This window comes from Tenacibaculum sp. Cn5-46 (assembly GCF_022347705.1).
In the GTDB taxonomy this organism is placed as follows: Bacteria; Bacteroidota; Bacteroidia; order Flavobacteriales; family Flavobacteriaceae; genus Polaribacter; species Polaribacter aiptasiae.
The window spans coordinates 39,236-60,270 of sequence record NZ_JAKRGD010000004.1 but is presented as its reverse complement, the minus strand read 5'-3'; the positions used below and the strand labels follow the sequence as shown (position 1 = coordinate 60,270).

General features: G+C 31.3%; 10 protein-coding genes. 5 read left to right on the top strand and 5 right to left on the bottom strand.

Annotation, left to right across the window (positions count from 1 at the left end; genetic code table 11):
- Positions 1-15 precede the first annotated feature (15 nt).
- Together MHN29_RS09335 and MHN29_RS09330 are read left to right on the top strand one after the other, a co-directional pair.
- Positions 16-906, top strand: a complete 891-nt coding sequence (locus tag MHN29_RS09335) for a phosphatase PAP2 family protein (RefSeq protein ID WP_235274869.1) — start codon at positions 16-18, stop codon at positions 904-906.
- The gene (locus MHN29_RS09330) at positions 878-2,152 is read left to right on the top strand and encodes a MalY/PatB family protein (RefSeq protein ID WP_235274870.1); all 1,275 of its coding nucleotides are present in this window, start codon (positions 878-880) and stop codon (positions 2,150-2,152) included. Before MHN29_RS09335 ends, MHN29_RS09330 begins: the two co-directional genes overlap by 29 nt.
- Before the next feature lie 76 nt (positions 2,153-2,228).
- Here MHN29_RS09330 and MHN29_RS09325 read toward each other — a convergent pair whose 3' ends face one another.
- From MHN29_RS09325 to MHN29_RS09315, 3 genes are read right to left on the bottom strand one after another with little or no spacing between them, the layout of a single operon-like run.
- Positions 2,229-4,898: a TonB-dependent receptor gene (locus MHN29_RS09325; RefSeq protein WP_235274871.1), complete on the bottom strand. Its 2,670-nt coding sequence runs from the start codon at positions 4,896-4,898 to the stop codon at positions 2,229-2,231.
- Between the two features lie 19 nt (positions 4,899-4,917).
- Complete coding sequence (locus tag MHN29_RS09320; protein WP_235274872.1) at positions 4,918-5,823, bottom strand: FecR family protein; 906 nt, start codon at positions 5,821-5,823, stop codon at positions 4,918-4,920.
- Positions 5,824-5,876: 53 nt separating this feature from the next.
- Positions 5,877-6,398, bottom strand: coding sequence for an RNA polymerase sigma factor (locus tag MHN29_RS09315; RefSeq protein ID WP_235274873.1), 522 nt, complete (start codon positions 6,396-6,398; stop codon positions 5,877-5,879).
- Positions 6,399-6,742: 344 nt separating this feature from the next.
- Here MHN29_RS09315 and MHN29_RS09310 point away from each other — a divergent pair, with 344 nt between their 5' ends.
- The 3 genes from MHN29_RS09310 to MHN29_RS09300 all read left to right on the top strand — a co-directional run bounded on the left by MHN29_RS09310 (position 6,743) and on the right by MHN29_RS09300 (position 19,523).
- The gene (locus tag MHN29_RS09310; RefSeq protein WP_235274874.1) at positions 6,743-8,341 is read left to right on the top strand and encodes a hypothetical protein; all 1,599 of its coding nucleotides are present in this window, start codon (positions 6,743-6,745) and stop codon (positions 8,339-8,341) included.
- A 260-nt stretch (positions 8,342-8,601) separates the two neighbouring features.
- The gene (locus MHN29_RS09305) at positions 8,602-19,347 is read left to right on the top strand and encodes an MBG domain-containing protein (protein WP_235274875.1); all 10,746 of its coding nucleotides are present in this window, start codon (positions 8,602-8,604) and stop codon (positions 19,345-19,347) included.
- A gap of 5 nt (positions 19,348-19,352) precedes the next feature.
- On the top strand, positions 19,353-19,523 hold the full coding sequence (locus MHN29_RS09300; protein ID WP_235274876.1) for a hypothetical protein: 171 nt from the start codon (positions 19,353-19,355) through the stop codon (positions 19,521-19,523).
- An 84-nt stretch (positions 19,524-19,607) separates the two neighbouring features.
- Here the strand turns inward: MHN29_RS09300 and rsgA are convergent, their stop codons facing one another.
- Together rsgA and MHN29_RS09290 are read right to left on the bottom strand one after the other, a co-directional pair.
- Positions 19,608-20,636, bottom strand: coding sequence for a ribosome small subunit-dependent GTPase A (gene rsgA / locus MHN29_RS09295; RefSeq protein ID WP_235274877.1), 1,029 nt, complete (start codon positions 20,634-20,636; stop codon positions 19,608-19,610).
- A complete protein-coding gene (locus MHN29_RS09290) occupies positions 20,626-21,033 on the bottom strand; it encodes an RNHCP domain-containing protein (RefSeq protein WP_235274878.1) in 408 nt (135 codons plus the stop codon). Before MHN29_RS09290 ends, rsgA begins: the two co-directional genes overlap by 11 nt.
- Between the last annotated feature and the right edge of the window lie 2 nt (positions 21,034-21,035).

Below are 21,035 nucleotides of genomic sequence, written 5' to 3'. Positions count from 1 at the left end.
AAAGAAAATAAAAGAATGAACAGATTAAACATAACATTAATAGTACTAACAGTTACTCTAGGAATGTATGGACAAAACTCCATCTTTTCTACAATTCATGAAATAGAACCAGTGAAAAATCATTATAAAGAATTTAAAAAACTTAGTAATGAAAAAAGAGCTGAATATGCGTTTATGGATACTATTGAATATCCTACCGACAATTATTTAGATTTTATATTGGTTTATGCCTCGAATAAACCATACTATTTGAGTTCTAATCAGGTAGACTTTATAATGCAGTCCGTGAATTTTCCAGCAAATAGTTCTGAACAAACCAGAGCTGAACTTGATTTTTTACTTTCTCTTCAAAAAAAGAGAACAGAAAAGCAAGAGGAACGAGTTATGGAATTAGCAAGAGTAGGGTATTGGCCTCATAAAAATTACACTAAAACTGACGATAGATATGAGCATAATTTAAAAGATTTATTCTTTTTAGTAAGAGAAACTTTTGACGAAAGTTACAATGCAAAAAAGTTTCCAAATACAACAAAATTATTAAAAGGAATTATGAACGATGCAAGGTTATTAGAGTTTGTTTTAAAGTTTAATAAAATTAGAGCAAGACCTTATCATTTAGATTCAAACATAAAACCGTTACAAAAAATACCAACTCCTTCATTTGCTAGTGGTCATACATTATGGGCTTATATTCAGGCCTATACCTTGAGTGAGTTGATTCCAGAAAAAAGAAGTAAATTTATATCTTTAGCTTATGAAGTAGGTTTGTCTAGAGAAATTATGGGAGTACATTTTCCTAGTGATGATGAAACTGCAAGACAAATAGCTCATAGAATGTTGTTATTGATGTGGAATACGAGTACGTTTCAAAAGGATTTTGAAGCTGCTAAAGCTGAATGGAATTAATAATGAATTAGAGAAAATTATAATGAATCAATTTGATACAGTACACACAGTAGAAAATAACTTTGCAAAGAGTAATTCAAGTTATTTAAAAGCAATGTTTCGAGCAACAGATGTTATGCCTTTATGGATAGCAGATATGGATTTTGAAGTTGCAAAACCCATCCAAGAAGCTTTGAAAAAATTAATGAATAGAAATGTATATGCATATGAATTTAATACAGGAGAAGTTTTTAAAGCTATTTCAGATTGGAATCTTAAACGTAATAACCTGAAGTTACATCCAAAATCATTTGTACAAGTTTCTGGAGTATTAACGGGAATTGGGATTCTAATTAGAGAATTATCTGAAAAGGGCGATAGTATTATGGTTCAAACACCTGTATACCATCAATTTTTTAAGCTAATAGAATCGGCAGGTAGAAAAGTAATTCAGAACAAATTAAAACTAGTAAACGAGCGTTATGAAATGGATTTTGAAGACCTTGAACGCAAGTTTAAAACGTTAAATGTAAAATCATTCATACTTTGTAATCCGCATAATCCAGTGGGAAGAGTATGGACTAAGGAAGAATTACAAAATTTGGTAAACCTTGCAAATGAACATAATGTAACTATTATTAGTGATGAAATTCATTCAGATATTGTGTATTCAAATTCCCAGTTTAATAGTATTGCATCTATAGAAAACAGTGAAAAACATATCGCAGTTATAGGATCTCCAGCCAAAACATTTGGAATGCAAAGTATTTCTAATGGTTATTTATATATTCCTAATGAGAATTTTAAAGAACAGGTAAAAGCAAGTGTAGCATCGTTGTATTTAAATCATGGAAATATCCTCTCAGCACACGCTACTATTGCAGCTTATAAAGAAGGAGAGAAGTGGTTAAATGATTTATTAGTTTATTTAGAGAAAACATTAAATTGGGTAGAAAGTTATATTCAAAAAGAATTGCCTGAAGTTACTCTATACAAACCAGAAGGAACCTATCAAATTTGGTTAGATTTTAGCAAGCTGAAGTTATCAGATAAAGCATTGAAACATTTAGTTGTAAATCAAGCAAAATTAGCTTTAACTCCAGGTGATTGGTTTGAAAAAGGACATACACAATTTATGAGAATGAATATAGCTTCGCCATTTTCAATAATTCAAAAGGCATTTCAACAATTAAAAAGTGCTATTAACAATGGAGTAGATGCTTCTTTTAAAGAAACTACAGCATCAGATAATTGCTGCTCTTGTTAAAGAAATAAAACTTTTAGAAAATAAAAAAGCTTAGAATTCTATTCTAAGCTTTTGTGTTTGTATATAGTTATAAAAATTAAAAGTAAATTCTAAAAACGGCATTAGGAGTAAAACCTAAAGAGAATCGTTGAATAACTTGTTCTAAAATAACCTCTAATTCCTCTGGAGTACTACCTGTAGTTCCTTCAACAGCAATACCACCATCGTCTAAAGGCTTACGTTCAGCTTTATAAATTAGGTTTAAAGGCTTAACTCTATTGTATAAATTTAAGAAGGAAATACCTAATTGCGCTTTTAATTTCTTATTTCTAGTATTGATATTAAAATCATGTAAAATTGAAGCATCTAAACGATGAAAATCAGGCAAGCGCTCACTGTTAATAGCACCAAAATTAACAACACCAGCAGGTTCACCATCGGCATCTATTTTTATAACATAGCTGTTTACAGGTGTAATAGGTTTTCCTGACCTAAACTGCCATCCAAGAGAAAACTGCCAGTTTTTAAGCTGTAGGGTATTAGAAATTCTAAAATGATGTGTTATATCGTTATTTCCTGGGAAATTATCAGAAGTATCTTTTAAGTTAGGAAACTTAAAAGTAATATCATTAAAAGTATAACCAGCCCATATTTTATAATGATCCCACTTATATTTTAAAAGAACATCTAAACCTTTAATAATACTTTCACCTTTTTCAAGGTTTTCTAACGGATTACTAAACCCACTAGTAAACGTAGTTAAACCATCTAGTTCTTTATAATAAGTATCAACATCGATGTTTAAATTCTTATGATGATATAATAATCCACCCGATATTTGATTACTACTTAATAAAGGAAACTGCTCCCCGTCAGATAATCGCCATAATTCATTTTCTAAACGAAGTTCGGTATGGTTAAACTCAACCAATTGAGAAATAGGCTGATTTCTTTTTTCAAGAGCGGTTTTAAATCGTAAACTACTAGTTATAGGATATTCTAAATTGATACGAGGTTCGACCAAGAATTTATTTAAAGAACTGTAGTGCACAAATCTAAGTCCACCATTTACAAATCCTTTATTTTTAAAACTAAAAGTATATTCTCCAAATAAAGCATTTTTTAAGTTGGTATCGTCTTGTATTGATTGTTCTAATTTATTTTCTACAGGATTTTCCTTGCTTATCAATACATTTAGATCAGTATAAGAGAGTTGATAACCTAAAGTTAGTTGCTGAAAATCTTTTATTTGAGTTGTAGAAGTGAAGTTTAAACCAAAATCGATGATATCATTTTTACGAATATTAATCTCGGCTAAGTCTAAAATACCGTTACCAGTTTCATCTTTGATTTCGTTATTTTGGTACAATGAATTGTATTCAGAATAGTAAGCTGTAAGCTTTTCTTTTTGTTTTTCATTAGAAATATGTGTCCAATTAAAACTTAAGCCTTTATTTTGAGTTTTAAGCGAATCTATGAGCTTTTCATCACCACCGGTAAAATTAAAGTCCAAACGATTTCTAGTATATAAACCACTTAAGGAAATGGTGTTTTTTTCATTGGGCTTATAAATTATTTTAGAATTGAAATCGGCAAAAGAAAAATCATTTGTACTGGTTTCAGGGCTGTAATCATCATCAGTTTCCAGCACTAAAGGAGTACCATTTATATCTTTTACAACACCAAAATTGGTAAAGATTTTATCCTCATAACTATTATAAGTTGGAGTTTTTACAATGTCGTTATAAGATCTTCTAGCAAAAGCATATACAGCTAACTTATTGGAAAGAGCAGTTTTTACATATCCGTTAACAGATAAACCATCAATTTCAAAACCACCTTCAGTTTTTTTAGGAATATCAGTACCGCTTGAAATATCTATTATTCCAGATATTCTATCACCATAACTGGCACTTGTTCCCGATCTAAAAATGGTTGCTTTTTCAGTAGCAAAAGGATTAAAAAGTGAAAACATTCCATAGAAATACCCTGTATTGTATAACTTTATATTATCATATAAAATTAGATTTTGATCAGGAGAACCTCCTCTAATTTGTATTCCTGTAGCAGATTCATCTAAAGTAGAGATACCAGGAATTAATTGAATACTTTGTGAAATATCAGGACTCACTAACCCTGGAAGAATTCCCAGTTTTTTTGAGTCTACAGAAATAGAACCGTCTTTATTTCTATCAATACCAGAAGTAATATATCCTAAAACGACAACTTCATCAAGTTGAGAAGATTGTGGGTGAAGGTGTATTGTTATACAACTATCATTAGTACTTAAAGTAACTTCTTTGTCTTGGTAACCTAATAAAGTAAGCGAAATTTTTTCCGAATTTTTTGGAGGATTTTCAAAACTAAAAAAACCACTTTCATCAGTGGTAGTATATAGTTTACTATTTATAATTACATTGGTATACGCTAAAGTTTCGTTAGTGTTAGCATCAATAATATAACCACATATTCTTCTAGGTTTACTAATAATGATTTGCTTATTGCTAAGAACTTCAAAAAGTAAACCTGTTTGTTGTGTTAACTCAGGAAGAATATTTTTAATACTTACTTTTTCTCTAGTAAGCGTAATTTCCTTTTTATGAATTACTTCTTTAGAGTATGAAAAAATGAAAGTTGTTTTAGCTTCTAAATCGACAATAACTTGTTGAAGAGAAGTTTGTTTGTAAGAGACATCAAACTTTTCTTGAGAAAAAGTATAATTAACGAGAAATAAAAATACTGTAGTTAGTATTGATTTTTTAATCATTTTAAGGGAAAAAAATTAATTATTGTAAAGATACAATTGTTTTATCTTCTGATAATGTGTAAACTATCCCCATTGGAGTAAGAGTAGTTTTTAACGCATTTTCTAAATTGTTATGAGTAAAACTTCCTGAAAAACGTTGTGTTGTATCAATTTTATCAGTTTTAAAAGAAATTTTATACATACTACTCAATTCATTTAAAACATCTTGTAAAGGACGGTCTTTAAATAAACTAATTCCTTCCATCCAATTTGGTTTATTAAATTGAGTTTTTAGTTCAGAAATTACTTCTTTTTCAATAATAATTTTATCGTTAGCAGTTAAAATCTTTTGGTTTTCGCTGTCTTTTTGATCAAACCTAACTTTACCTTCATAACAGTTCAATTCAAAAATATGAGTTCTAGATTTTACATTGAATTTAGTTCCTAATACAGTTACATTACCATAATTAGTAATTACTTTAAAATCGCTCCCTTTTTCTACTTCAAAGTATGCTTCTCCTTCTAATTTTAATTGGCGGTTGTTGGTCCAAAAAAAGCGCTTGTGTTCTAAGCTTGAGTTTGCATTTAATTGTACTTCACTACCATCGGGTAAAACAATGGCTAATTGCTCTCCAATACCTGTAACATAGTTTTTAGTAGAGTTTATTAAAAAGTAACCAGAAATAAGAATAGCAATAGAGGCTGCTACATAAAACCAAAAGCTTTTATTGAGTGTTTTTACTTTTCCTCTTTTCATTTTAGCTTTTGTACTTAACAAAGCAGCTTCTTTGTCAATTTTAGGTCCTTTAAACTGTTGAGCAAATTCATTAATACGATTAAAATCTTTGTATGCGTCAGTTTGCATGAATTCAGTAAGTTCATCTTTACTCAATTCATTTGCAGCCCAACGTGCTAAAAAAGATTTATCTGTTTCGTATTTTTTCATGTCTTTTATTTAGTGCTCTTATCTATTGTACCGTTATATCTTTAATTACCCTATTAAAATTTTAAATCTTTTCCTAAAGTTTTTCTTAAATTGATAAAAGCATTGCTCATTCTTCTTTCAACAGCTTTCACTGTAATATTCGTAATCTCAGCAATTTCTTTATAGGTTTTCTTTTCAATTCTACTTAATAAAAAAACTTCTCTTTCCTTATCTGATAAGTTTGAAATAGCGTTTTCCAGTTTATTTCTAAACTCTTCAGTTTCTAAAATAAAATCGGGACTTTCATGATCTTTATCGCTTTTAGGAATTGCTTCATGACGTAAAACTACTTTTTTATGAGCAAACTCATTGCGTAAAGCATTATTGCAAATAGTGTATAAAAAAGCTCTTGCTGTTTCATAAATTACTTCTGCACATTTTTTCCAAATTTTTACAAAAGCATCTTGTACAATGTCTTCTGCCTGCTGTAAATTACCACATTTGTAATAAATATACTTTGTGGCAGTTTCGTAGTAGGTATTAAATAAAGAATCGAAATTCTTTTCTTCACAAACAGATTTTTGTTGGTCGGGCATTGACAAAAATTATTGGTACACAAATCTAAAAAAAAACATGATATAAAATAGGGATACCTTCATTATAGCTGTACAAGTAATGAAACAAAACTGAAAGGAGCCAAGGATTATTTGAATTTACTCAAAAGAAATTTTTAAGACCATCATATTGTAATAGGTTATATTTTAATTTAAAAGGTTATGTACTGTACCATTTTTACGTAGAGATGTAAAGTTAAATTGAAGTATCCTTTGTTTCTGTTTTGTATAGAATTTTGTATAGGTTTTTATTTGAAAAACTATGCAAAATATTGTTTTAAATACACAATAGGTATTATGCTAATTATTTATAATCAAATGGATTTATGAAGTTTTATACTCTAGTTACCCTTATGGTGTTTTCTTTGGTACAAGGGCAACAAAAAATGGATTATATATATACTCAAGATAGTTTGAAGATTGAGAAACTATATACTTTGGCTAAAGAACATTCGAATCGTAAACCTTATATAGCCAAGGAATATTTATATCAAGTTGTAAGCTATATAGATAGTATTGTTGGGTTACGTGAACAAAAGAATAACTATTTTAATAAAAGAAAGGCGGATGCCTATCATTTTCTTAGTTATTATGAACGTAGAGAACATAATTTTGATGAAGCCGCAATTTTAGCTCAAAAAAGTATCAATATAAAACTTGAAGAAGGTTTAGATACTTTGTTAGCAATATCGTATCATCAAAAAGCTAAAGCTTGGATTTCTGTTATAAACTCTATGGATGATGGAATAAGGCAACTTAAAATAGCAGAGGAGGTTGCTAAGAAATATAATCAAACGGATCAGTTATTAGAGATATATAGCTCATTAGGATCGGCATATGGTGTAAAAAAAGATACTATTATTGCTATGAAATATTATAATAAATCTATTCATTTAGTAAACGCTATAGGAACAGATTATCAAAAAGCAGCTATGTACTCTAATTATTCGGCTATTTTAAGACGTTTTAATGATTACAAGGGGAATTTACCATATTTAAAAAAAGCAATAGAACTTCATAAAAAAAACAAAAATAAAATAGGATTAGAGTCAGGGTTGTACGCTTTAGGTATACATTATGCTGAAACTGGTGATCCTCAAAAAGGTGTTTTGTATTTAAATAAAGCGATAGCTTTATGTATGGAACTTAAAAGTGATGCTGTATTACCATTTAGATATCTAGCTTTGAGTAGAAGCTATAAAGCATTGGGAAATTACGAAGAGAGTTATAATACATATGTAAAATATCATAAACTGCTAGAAAAACGTAATGATGTAGAAGAAGCAAAAAAATTGACAAAACTTGAAACGGTTTTTATGTTTAAAAAGCAAAAAGCTATTGATAGTTTAAAATTTGTGGCAGAAAAAAGAAGTTTGGAATTAATAAAAGATAAAGAAGAGGCTAAAAAGCAATTGTATTTTCTATTATTTATTATTACTGTTCTATTGGGAATTTTAATTAGTATATGGTTGAAAAGATACTATAAGGAGAAGAACCAACTGGTAGTAGCTAATTTTGAAAAAAAAGAAAGTGAATTAAAAGCATTTACAAACGCACTACTTCAAAAAATAGAAGAGCAAGAACAACAAATAAAAAACAGTATTCAAGAAAAAGAAGAAAGCAACATAAACAAAAAACTTCATGTATCCGTTGCAGAAAGAATATTAACTAAAGAAGATTGGTATAATTTTAGGGAAAAATTCAACAAAGCGTATCCATTATTCTTTAGAAAAATACAAGATAAAGGAATTAAATTAACTAATTCAGAAGAACGACTTGTATCCTTAGAAAAATTAGGTTTAGATAATAACCAAATAGCAAAAGTGCTAGGTATTTCACTAGATAGTGTTTTTGTAAGTAGGTATCGACTTCGAAAAAAGATATCAGCACCAAAAGAAATATCTTTAATAGAATATTTAAGTTAAAAAGGAGCATATGCTCCTTTTTTTATGGAAAATATCTCTTGAGTGTTGTATGGATTTTAAATATTTAACTCGCTGTCAGTTAGTTTGTTGTTGTTTTTTGTATGGGGTTTTGTATAGGTGTGCTTTTAGTGTTTTTTATAGAGTAAGAATAGTTTTGGTAAAAAATAAATAGGGTGTTTAAAAATTTAACTGTACAGCAAGTATAGGACACCTTAAAGGTTTAATAATAACAAACTAAAAACTAATTTTAAGAACCTCTCATGAAAAAAACTACTCTCTTGTATGTGATGTTTTTGTGTTTGATGATAACACAAGCATTTTCACAAACCTTTACCGAGGTAGAAAGCAACAACACCATCGGTAATGTGTTAGCATCTTCTCAAAGTCGTATTCATATGTCTGCCAATTATCAGGGGACAGTAACTAATACGAATTCCGATTTTTGGATTCTTTCTAGAAAAGCAAATCAATCATCAGATATGATTTTATATCTGGATAGATTATGGGTAAATAGTAACCCTAATTTTGATTTTAGAATTTGGGAATACCGTGGCGGAAATTGGGGTGTTACTCCAGTAAACATTGGTACCCTAAGAACTTTAATGCAAACATCTGGTATTTATGATTATAGCGTACGCATACCTTATAGTACAAATGTAAGTGGTGGAGTAAGTAATAATTACTATGCTATTGAAGTTATTACAGGTGCAGCTAGCTTTAACTATAACTTTAATATAAAAGCAAATTCTTTAAATTCATATTATTACTGTTATGAGTTTAATACAATAGCTCCAACTTCTATACAAGTAAATGATACAGATGTAGCTTTAAACAATTTAGGAACTAATAATATTGACGATATGTATTATATCGTAAAGTTTTCTGCTACTAATTCTTTTACAGATTTTACGGATGCTTATGTTCAAAATCAAGCTTTACCTGTAAAAGCTGCTAACAATTCATATAGTGGTTCTGGAGAACATATAGCCTATGTAGGTACAGATAATGGTGCGTTACAAGCAGCGTTGACGATGACAAATTTGCAACGAAATACAGCCTATTATTATAAGGTCTATACCTATAGTAATTGTAATGGTTATATTAATTATAATAACTCAATTGCATCAATACCAGTAACTACTTGCCCAGGCACAGCTCCAGGAACAAGTTCTGTAAATTCAGTTTCGGCAACTTCACCTACTTCAGCAACAATAAATACGTTGGGAAGGCCAGCAGGAGCTGATACTTCTATGGGATATTTAGTAAAGTTTAGTGATGCTAATAGTTTTACGGCTCCAGTAAGTGGAACAACAATACCAGTTGCTTCTTTAGATTATTCAGGGAAAACTGGTGAGCAAGTTGTGTATACAGGAGCTATTGGAAGTGGTGCTGGAAGTACAGATGCTATTAATCAGGTTGTTACTGGATTACAAGTTAATAAAGATTATTATGTAAAAGTATATACCTATGATTTATGTGGAGGAAAATATAACTTTGAAACTACAGGATCTACTGTAGTTACAACTAATTATGTATGTGTAGCTCCTTCAGCAGCTAATAATGTTACTGCTAATGCTACAGGAACTAGCACTATGACATTAAGTTCTTTTACCGGTTCTTCAGCAGCAAATGGTAGTATAGAATATATTGTTAAATTAAGTGATTCGAATTCATTTACTACACCAAATGCAGTGCCTGGTAGCTCAAGTACAGTATATAACTCAGCTGCAGGAGGAGAACAAGTTATGTATGTAGGTAACTCTGTTACTCCAAATCTTAATATAACTGGACTTGCTGCAAATGGAACTTATTATGTAAAAGTGTATGCTTATAATAATTGTGGAGGAACAAATTACTTCGAAACTACTGGAAGTACTTCAGTAACAATTACTACATGTGGTACACCAACAGGAAATGCACAATTAGCGAGTTTTAGAGAAGATTTAAATTGGGAGAATAGAGTTTCTCCAATTATATCAAATGTTCCTGCTGATGCAGAAGGTCAAATAGTAAAAATGAATATTGAAAATTCATTTACAGATATTACAGGTGTACAAAATACGTTACCTACAGCAAATGTAACCTATTCGGGTTCTGGAGAGCAAGTAATTTTAGCTGGAGCTTTTCCAAATGGGCAGGCATTTACAGGACATAACTTATTACCAAATACTGAATACTTCTTTAGAATATATTCTTATAAAGAATGTAATGGTCAATATTATTTTTCAAGTACAAACGATAGCACATCAAAGTTTACAGCAGGAGTTTCAACAAAACTAGCTTCTAATGCGGTTGTTAATAATCTTACAGGAACAGCTTTTACTTTAGCTTCTTTTACAGGTGCACCAGCTGCAGATAATGGTAATGGAATACCAACTGGTTATATTGTAAAAATGAATACAACCAATAGTTTTTCATCATATGGTTTTAGAAGTAATTTACCAGCTTCAAATGCAAATTATTCAGGAGGAGAGCAAGTTGTATATGTTGGAACATCAACTACACCAAATCTTGAAATAACTGGTTTAACAGCCAATGCAACTTATTATTTTGCGATTTATGCCTACAGAGATCATGGTTCACCATATTTTTTCAAGAGTTATCAGCAAACTGGACATCAGTTTTCAATAACTAATAATGCAGCACTGGTTAATCCAACTATTACATTTGATAATGTACAAGCACAAGTTGGTGATGCAAACTTTAATTTGAGTGCAACCTCAAATTCAACAGGAACAATTACTTATGAAATTATTAATGATGGAGGAACAGGAACTACTTTAAGTGGTACCAATAATGCTACAGTTACTATAGGAAATAAAGCAGGAATCGTAATTGTAAAAGCATCACAAGCTGCAACTGCAACACATCAAAGTGCAGTTAAAACAATGACTTTAACCATTAACAATCAACCAGCTGCAATCTCTGGTTTTATTGGATATCAGGTAAATTCAGGAATAACAACTTTAGATATGACTACTGGTTTAAGTTCTGCTTCAACAGGAGCTTATACTTTTGAAATTATTGGACCAGATTTAGGATATTCTGTGACTGGAAATTTATTAAATGTAAATAATGTAGCAGGATCCATTATTGTAAAAGTAACACAAGCAGATGATGCTAATTATGGAGAATCTATAGCATATTTTTCTACATTATTTTACAATGCAGCGTTGAATCCTAAAGTTCCTGTAGCACATAACTTATTTGATTTTTCATTAGATGTTGGAGAAACAAAAACTATTGTAGCCGCAAATAATGTATTTAGTACTTCTGTTACTTACAGTATTGTTGATAACGGAGGAACAGGTTCTACCATTATAGGAAATGTATTTACAGCTGGGAACACACCAGGAACGGTAACTTTACGTTCTTCAACAGTGGAAGATACTGGGTATTTAGCTACAACGAAAGATGTAACAGTAACGGTAACGGGAACTTTACCACAAAACATAACATTTGGAGCTTTAGCAGCAAAAACATATGGTGATGCAACTTTTAACTTATCGGCTACTTCAAATTCTGGATTACCTGTTAGTTATGTAAGTTCAGATACTTCAATAGCTACAATTTCAGGAAATACGGTAACTATTATAGGAGCAGGTACAGTAACTATTACAGCATCACAAGCAGGAAATGCAATTTATGATCCAGCTACAGATGTACAACAAAATTTAGTAATTAATAAAAAGATGTTAGTAGTTTCTCCTAAAGATGCTACTGCAACATATGGTATCTTAGATTTACCAGCAGATAATTCTACAGAAAATTATCCTTTTCAAGTAGAAGGATTGGTAAATGGAGATTTAGCAACTAATGTATTAAGATTAAGTACGTCTTTTTCTGATATATCAGATTTAGTAATTGTAAATGCTGCAAATCCAGGACAGCCTTTAAATGTAGGAACTCATACAGGGGTAATGACATGGGGAACACCTCCAATTATTGATATTTTATCGCCAAACTATGAATATAGAGCAAATGCAACTGGTAATTTAACGGTAACTGCTGCTCCTATAACTGTAACAGCAGAAGTAAAATCTAAAAGTTATGATGGTGGTTCAGTAGTTGATCCAGCTTTAACTTATACAGTAGATAGAAGTAATCTACCAACTGGAGCTGATGTAATAAATTATCCGAATCCATTAGCTTTTACTGGAGCTTTAAGTAGAGTGACTGGTCAAAATTCGGGAGCTTATACGATAAATCAAGGAACTTTAAGTTTAGGAAGCAACTATGCCATAACATTTAATAGTGCAAACTTTACTATTAATAAAGTAGATTTAACAGCAACCTCAGTTTCAAATAAAGTATATGGAGATGCTCTAGGAACTCTACCAATTCAGTATACAGGTTTTGTTAATGGAGAGAATGCTACAGTTGTAGATACTCAACCAAATGCTATTCCAGCAGTAACAATAGACGAAACAACTCCAGCAGGAGGACCGTATGTAGTTAACGTATCTGGAGGTACCGATAATAATTATAATATTGTAACCAATAATGGAACTGTTACAGTTACTAAAAGAGCTTTAAATGCTGTAGTAGAAAATAAAACAAAAGTATTCGGTGATGCTAATCCTACATTTACCATGCAATATTCAAACTTTGTAAATGGGGATGATGAAAGTGTTATTACACAAAATGTAAACTTAGGAGCTTATGAAGCTGGTTCAACTTTAGTAAGTGAAACATCTCCAGTAGGATCTTATGTTATTACAAATTTACCAGGTTTATTTATTGCAGATAACTATTTTATAAACTTTACCAATTTAGGAGTAGCTCGATTAACAATTTCTAAAAAAGCAATTGAAGTAACAGCAGAGGCAAAGTCAAAAGTATATGGAGATGCTGATCCAACGTTTACTTATCAAATTACGAATGGAAATTTAGTAGGAAGCGATGCTTTTACTGGAAGTTTATCTAGAGTTATTGGAGAGAATGTTGGAACTTATGCAATAGATAAAGGAACTTTAGCTTTAAACGCTAATTATGATGTAAGCTTTGTAGCTGATAATTTAACTATTGGTAAAAGAGCGATTGAAGTAACAGCTGATGTAAAGTCAAAGGTATATGGAGATTCAGACCCAGCATTGACTTATAGAATAACAAACGGAAGTTTAGTAGGAAGTGATGTTTTTACAGGAAGTTTAACTAGAGAGGCAGGAGAAACTGTATTTAATAGTTTGCCATCAAATCCATTTTATGCAATTACTCAAGGTACATTAGCATTAAATGCAAATTATGATTTAACTTTTGTAGATTCTAGACTTAGAATTGCACCAAGAAATGTTAATTTTTCATTAGAAAATACAAATAAGGTTTACGGAGAAGGAAACCCTATCCCGGTATTAAATATAGTTGATGGAACTGCGATGGCATATGATGATGCATTAGTCTTAAAGAATGTGAGAAGAAAATCTGGAGAGAATATAGGTACATATGAATATGGAGGTTTTATAACTAATTTTACTGGTGATTTTGAATTTGAAGTAACTTCTTCTCATAGTACAGATTTACGTAACTATCAATTTAATTTTAGAAGTTATGGTTCACCTGGACTTACAATTACTAAAAAATCAATTGAAGTAACAGCTGATGTAAAGTCAAAAGTATATGGAGATTCCGACCCAACATTAACTTACCAAATAACAAATGGAAGTTTAGTAGGAAGTGATGCTTTTACTGGAATATTAAGTAGAAATACAGGAGAGAATGTTGGTAATTATGCTGTAACTCAAGGGAGTTTAGCATTAGGTAACAATTATACACTTTCATTTGTTTCTAAAGATTTAACAATTAATAAAAAGGATATTGAAGTAACCGTAGATGCTGGTCAAGCAAAATCATTTGGAACTACTGATCCTACGTTTACTTATAGAGTTACTTCAGGAGCTTTAGTTAATGGAGATACATTTACAGGAACGTTAAGTAGAGTAGCAGGTGAAAATGCTGGAACATATGCTATAAACCAAGGAACTCTAGCATTAAATACAAACTATAATTTGTCATTTGTTCCTAATAGTTTTGAAATTCACAAAGGAGCTGCTACGGTTATTGTTAATAATTTAACTCAAACTTATGATGGTACAGCTAAGCCAGTTTCACCAACTACAATGCCAAATGGATTATCGGTTGATGTTACTTATGATGGAGGAAGTGGAGCACCAACAAATGCTGGTACGTATACAGTATTAGCTACTGTAAATGATGTAAATTACCAAGGAAATACTACGGAAATTCTTACCATTAACAAAGCAGATCAGGTAATAACCTTTGGAGCTTTAAGTAACGTAACTTATGGTGATACTAGTTTTAATTTAACAGCAAGTTCAGATTCAGGATTAGGAGTTACATATTCGAGTTCAGATACTTCGGTAGCAACTATTTCTGGAAATACAGTAACTATTGTAGGAGCTGGTTCTACAACAATTACAGCAAATCAAGCAGGTAATACAAATTATAATGCTGCTAATGTGCAACAAACATTAACAGTAGGTAAGAAAGCAATTGAAATTACAGCAGATGCTAAAACAAAAGTTTATGGAGATGCAGATCCAGCATTTACTTATACAGTAACTAATGGAAGTTTAGTAGGAAGTGATGCTTTTACAGGAAGTTTAACAAGAGCTACTGGAGAAGCCCAAGGAAATTATGGAATTACTCAAGGAACTTTAGCATTAAATAGTAATTACGATGTTACGTTTGTTGGAGCTAATTTTTATATAGATTATCGTTTTATACGTATTGTGCCAACAGCAGCAGTACAGAAAACATATGGAGATTCAGATCCAGCTAAATTAAATTTTCCTTTTGCTATTACACAAGGTTCATTAGCTTTTGATGATGCTATTGAAGTATTTGGAACATTTAGAGATAGCGGAGAAAATGTAGGAAGTTATCAAATAAGAGGTTTATCATCTACTTTTACATCAACTAATGGAGGTCAATCTTCGTACTCAATTACTTATACTCATGCAGGATCAGTACGTCTTCAGATTAATCAAAGAGCAATAGAAGTAACAGCAGATGCGAAGTCTAAAGCTTATGGTGATACAGATCCAGCTTTAACTTATCAAGTTACTAATGGAGCTTTACAATTTAGTGATGCTTTTACAGGAACATTAGAAAGAGTAGCAGGAGAAGCTCTAGGTAGTTATGCTATTAATAAAGGAACTTTAACTCCAGGAAACAATTATGCAGTAACTTTTGTAGGAGATAACTTAACAATAGGAAAGAGAGCTATTGAAGTAACAGCAGATGTTAAAACAAAAGCTTATGGAGATGCTGACCCAGTATTTACTTATACAGTAACTAATGGAAGTTTAGCAGGAAGCGATGCCTTTATAGGAATTTTAGAAAGAGCACCGGGAGAAAGTTTAGGAACATATACCATTAACCAAGGTACTTTAGGTATTAATGGAAATTATACAATATCATTTGTTTCAAAAGATTTGACCATAGGAAAAAGAGCTATTGAAGTAACAGCAGATGCTAAATCTAAAGTTTATGGAGATGCTGATCCAGCATTGACATATCAAATTACTAGTGGAAGCTTAGCAGGAAGCGATGCTTTTACAGGAAATTTAGAAAGAGTTTCAGGAGATAATTTTGGAACTTATGCAATAAATCAAGGAACGTTAGCTTTAAACTCTAATTATGCAGTTACGTATGTAAGTAATGATTTGACCATTACTAAAAAGGATATTATGATTCTTACTGCTAATCAAGAAAAAGAATATGGTGAAGTAGATTCAAATATTACTTACAGTTTATTCCCTGGTTCAATTTTAGCAAATGGTGATTCTCTTTCTGGTAGTTTAACAAGGGAGGCAGGTGAAAATGTAGGAATTTATAATATTAGTTTAGGAACACTTTCAGCAGGTCCTAATTATAATATGACACTTTTTGGTTCTCCTACTTTTGAAATTACTAAAAGAGTTATTGAGGTAACAGCAGATGCTAAATCTAAAGAGTATGGAGCGTTAGATCCTACATTAACTTACCAAATTACTAGTGGAAGCTTAGCAGGAAGTGATTCATTTACTGGAGATTTAGCAAGAGTTGCAGGTAATAATGCTGGAACTTATACTATAAACCAAGGTACATTAGCTTTAGATAATAACTATACCTTAAACTTTGTAAGTAATGATTTTACTATTACAAAGCGTCCAGTAACTATTACAGCAGATGCTTTAGTGAAGGTAATTGGAGATGTTGACCCAGCATTGACATTTAAAGAGACATTAGGATCAATACTAGTAGGTGATTCGTATACTGGAGCATTAGAAAGAGTAGCAGGAGAAACAGTAGGAAACTATGCTATTAATCAAGGAACAGTTACAGCAGGAAATAATTACACAATTACTTATGTTGGAGCTGATTTAGAAATTATTGAAAAGAAGAATGCTACAGCATTAAACTTTGAAGGACCTGCTAATGGAACTTATGATTATATTGAAGTAGCAGATGATTCAAGTTTAGACTTTACATCGGCATTTACATTTGAAACTTGGGTAAACTTTGATGAGATTACACGTTATAATAACGGATGGGATTGGCAATGTTTATTTGCAAAATCAAGATATAATGAATCTTATGGGTTAATGTTATTAACTGAAGGATCAAAAATATTAAGATTTTACCATGCTGGATTCGGAACAGGACATACCGATTTTAATTGGACTTCTACATTAGCAGCAAAAAAATGGTATCATTTAGCTGTTACTTTTAACGGAACTAAAGCAACAATTTATGTAGATGGAGTTGAGGTAGCTTCTCAAACTGATACAGCAGGTAATTTAGTTCCTAACAACAATCCATTAATGATTGGTGCTAATAATACAGCAGGAGCTGATCCATATCCATTACAAGGTACATTAGATGAGGTTCGTTTTTGGAATGTAGCTAGAACTACAACAGAAATTAACGATTACAAGTCAAATGAATTAGAAGGAAATGAAACTGGATTAGTTCTGTATTATGATATGAATCAAGGAAATGGTTTTGGAAATAATACAACTATAACGCAAGTAACAGATAAATCTTCAGTAGGAAATAATGGTACGTTAAACCAATTTGCCTTAACTGGAAGAACAAGTAACTTTGTTAATGATGTAACAAATGGAGTAACTCCAAAACAAGATCAGGTAATTACTTTCAATGCAATTCCAACAAAAACTTATGGAGATGCCAATTTTAATTTAACAGCAACTTCAGATAAGGGATTAGATATAGTATATGCTAGTTCAAATAGTAGTGTTGCAACAGTAAGTGGAAATACAGTAACTATTGTAGGAGTTGGTACAACAACAATTACTGCAAGTCAGCAAGGAACTACTCTTGTTAAGTCTGCTTCTGCTGCACAAAGCTTAACAGTAATTGCAGGTGCTAATAAATCAGTTTGGAATGGTAATTCAAGTTCAATATGGACAATTGCTACTAACTGGAGCGATAATACGGTTCCAACTATTACTGGAGATGCAATTATACCAAATGTGACAACTACGCCTGAGGTAGGAACTACAGTGCAGTTAAACGACTTAACTGTTGAGTCACTTGCTTCATTCGATATTAATGAAAGTGGAAGTGTAATGGTTGACGGTAATTTAGATAATAGCGGAAACTTTACAATGACTTCTACAGAAACAAAAAGTAGTACGTTAATAGTAAAAGGAACTTCTAATGGACAAGTTACCTACGAAAGAGGAGGATTAAAAGCTAATGTTTGGAGTATCATTTCTGCACCAGTAGCAGGACAAAGTATTAAAGAGTTTGCAGAGAATGCAGCAAATGATATTAGAGTTAATACAAGTGTAACACCAAATAGATATGCTATTTCGTATTATGATGATAGCAAACCAGCTGGTTCTAAATGGGTATATTATACAACTGATGATTTAACAACGAATACTTTAACCTTTGAAAAGGGTAGAAGTTATGCAGTGTCTAGAGCAACGAATGGTAGTGTAACTTTTACAGGAACAATAGAAACTACAGATGTAGCAAAATCAATTGTAGCTTCAGAATGGAATGCTATAGGAAACCCATATACAGCGTTTTTACCAATCAATGAAAATGCAGGAACTAACTTTATTAATAGTAACGTAAGTAAATTTAATCCTTCAAATGTTGGTGTATACGTTTGGGATAACGCGCAAGCTAAGTATGTAGGAAAATCATTAATAACAGGAGAAAGCTCATTAGCACCTGGACAAGGATTCTTTGTAAAAGCAGCAGGAGGCGTATCAAATGTTACTTTTAATCAATCACAAAGAAAAGTACAACCATTAACAGGTGGAAACTTTAGTAAAGGCGGAGTGGTAGTTCCAAGTATTCAATTGCTAGCAACATCAAAAGGTGTAACAATTGATACGAATATTAAATACTTCGAAAATGCAACTGAAGGTTTAGATCCAGGTTATGATTTAGGAAACTATGCAAGAGCTTCATTTGATGTATTTACAAGATTTGTTGAAAATGCTAAAGGAGAAGACTTTACAATTCAATCTTTACCAGTAGAGAGTGTTGACAGAACAGTTCTTCCGATAGGTTTAAGTGCTACAGCAGGAGCAGAGGTAACGTTTACTGTAAACTATAATAATTTACCAGAAGGAGTAGAAGTATTTATTGAAGATAAAGAAGAGAATACTTTTACAAAGTTAAGTTCTGAATTGAATGAATTTTATACGGTAACAATTACAGAGAAAGTAAACGGAGTAGGTCGTTTTTATTTACACACTCAGCAGAAAGCCAAAGTAAATACAAACATTAATAATGTTAAGATTTACAATACATCAGATAATACCTTAATTATAGAAGGAATTTCTAAAGGTACTTTTAATATGACTTTATATGCTATTCATGGAGCTGCAGTACTAAGTAAAATAGTTGAAGGAAAAGGAAGAAACACAGTAAGTCTTCCAGATTTAGAAACAGGAGTTTACATAGTAAGAATAACTTCAGAATTAGGTAAGAAGAGTAAGAAGATTATTATTAAAAAGTAGAAATCATGAAAAACAATATAAAATCACAAAAAGAAGTAATCACTAGAAAAGAAGCATTACAAAAGTTAGGAAAGTATGGTAAATATACAGCTCTAACTGCTTTAGGAACTTATATGCTTTTAAATCCACAAAAAGCACAAGCACAAAGCCCAGAGGATCCAGGGGATGGGTTTTAGTAAACTAAAATTAGGGGTTTAGTTTACACAAAAAAAGACAGCTAATTTTAGCTGTCTTTTTATTTTATAAAAGAATAAGGTTATTTAATTATTGATATAATTATGAAGTGATTTTTTCTTATTCATTTCTTGTTTAACCATTTTACTAAACTTTTTACCGTGTTGTTTTTCTGTAAAACTATTCTTTTCAGATTTGCGTCTATCTAAATATGCAAGTTCTTTTCTTAAATGTAAAAAACTGTCATATCGTTGAGGTGTTATATAGCCTCTTTCTAATTCCATTTGAACAGCACAACCAGGCTCACCTTCATGTTTACAATCACGGTATCTACAGTTATTAGCAATGCTAGATATTTCAGAAAAAACGTCATCAAGATCTTCCTCTTCAGCCCATGCTTGAACTTCTCTTACGCCAGGAGAATCAATAATAAAACCACCACTTTCTAATTCAAACATGTAAGAAGCTGAGGTTGTATGGCGTCCTCTTTTATCTTTTAATTTAGTAGTTCTTGTTCTTTGAACTTCTTTTTTCAAAAGAATATTAGTAAGAGTAGATTTACCAACACCTGATGGGCCAATAAAAACGCCTACTTTTTCTTTAGTTAAATATTCTAGAATAGTATCGATACCAGTATTATCTTTTATACTGCTTATAATGATATCAACACTAGGTGCAATAGTTTCCGCTTGCAACTTTACAAATTCTGCCTGATTATTTAAATCAGCTTTGTTCAGTACAACAAGGGGAGTAGCTCCACTGTTCCAAGCTACAGTCATTAAACGCTCTAAAAGACGATCAGAATAGTTTCTTCCACCATCTAGTCCTAACACAACCACAACATAATCTACATTAGAAGCAATTACTTGTTCTTTTGTAGCATTGCCTGGTAGTTTTCTACTTATTTGAGTTTTCCTTTTAAGAATGTTTTCTATAACAAGTATTTCGTCATGTTCAGAAACTTCAACCCAGTCACCAACACAAGGAAAAATATTATTAGCTTCTTTAAATAATTTTCCTTTTAGTTTAGCATTTTTAACAATACTATCTACTTGTACTTTATAGTTATTGTAATGTTTTTCAATTACTCGACCGATTTTATTCTTAGTGTACATTTTCTCCTCCTTTCTCTAAACTTAGCTTATGCATGGTAGAAATAATTGAACTAGAAGGGAAAGGCAAAGACATCAATGGTGCTGCTGACATTGTTAGTAGCATTAATTCATTGTCGTCTGCTGCAATTCTATTCATTCGTATGGTATTGCATTTGTTACATTTGTGTATAATAGACCATTCTTTATTTTTTTGCACGTAAATACTAATTGGTTTCATTATACCTCTACAACTTGAGCGTCGGTCACCAGGTGTAATGTCTATATGTAAGCTGCTCAAACAATGTGGGCAATGATTTCTATGTTTACCACCTATTTCAAGTGGAGTAACTCCTTTTCCGCATGAAGCACAAATAAATGACTCTTGTGGATTTTCTCTTAATATTTTATTTCTTGACATTT

Bases quoted from the DNA above. Each gene is read 5' to 3' on its own strand.
- MHN29_RS09315 (WP_235274873.1), bottom strand. From the start codon at position 6,398: ATGCCCGACCAACAAAAATCTGTTTGTGAAGAAAAGAATTTCGATTCT.
- MHN29_RS09335 (WP_235274869.1), top strand. From the start codon at position 16: ATGAACAGATTAAACATAACATTAATAGTACTAACAGTTACTCTAGGA.
- MHN29_RS09290 (WP_235274878.1), bottom strand. From the start codon at position 21,033: ATGTCAAGAAATAAAATATTAAGAGAAAATCCACAAGAGTCATTTATT.
- MHN29_RS09305 (WP_235274875.1), top strand. From the start codon at position 8,602: ATGAAAAAAACTACTCTCTTGTATGTGATGTTTTTGTGTTTGATGATA.
- MHN29_RS09300 (WP_235274876.1), top strand. From the start codon at position 19,353: ATGAAAAACAATATAAAATCACAAAAAGAAGTAATCACTAGAAAAGAA.
- rsgA (WP_235274877.1), bottom strand. From the start codon at position 20,636: ATGTACACTAAGAATAAAATCGGTCGAGTAATTGAAAAACATTACAAT.
- MHN29_RS09310 (WP_235274874.1), top strand. From the start codon at position 6,743: ATGAAGTTTTATACTCTAGTTACCCTTATGGTGTTTTCTTTGGTACAA.
- MHN29_RS09325 (WP_235274871.1), bottom strand. From the start codon at position 4,898: ATGATTAAAAAATCAATACTAACTACAGTATTTTTATTTCTCGTTAAT.
- MHN29_RS09320 (WP_235274872.1), bottom strand. From the start codon at position 5,823: ATGAAAAAATACGAAACAGATAAATCTTTTTTAGCACGTTGGGCTGCA.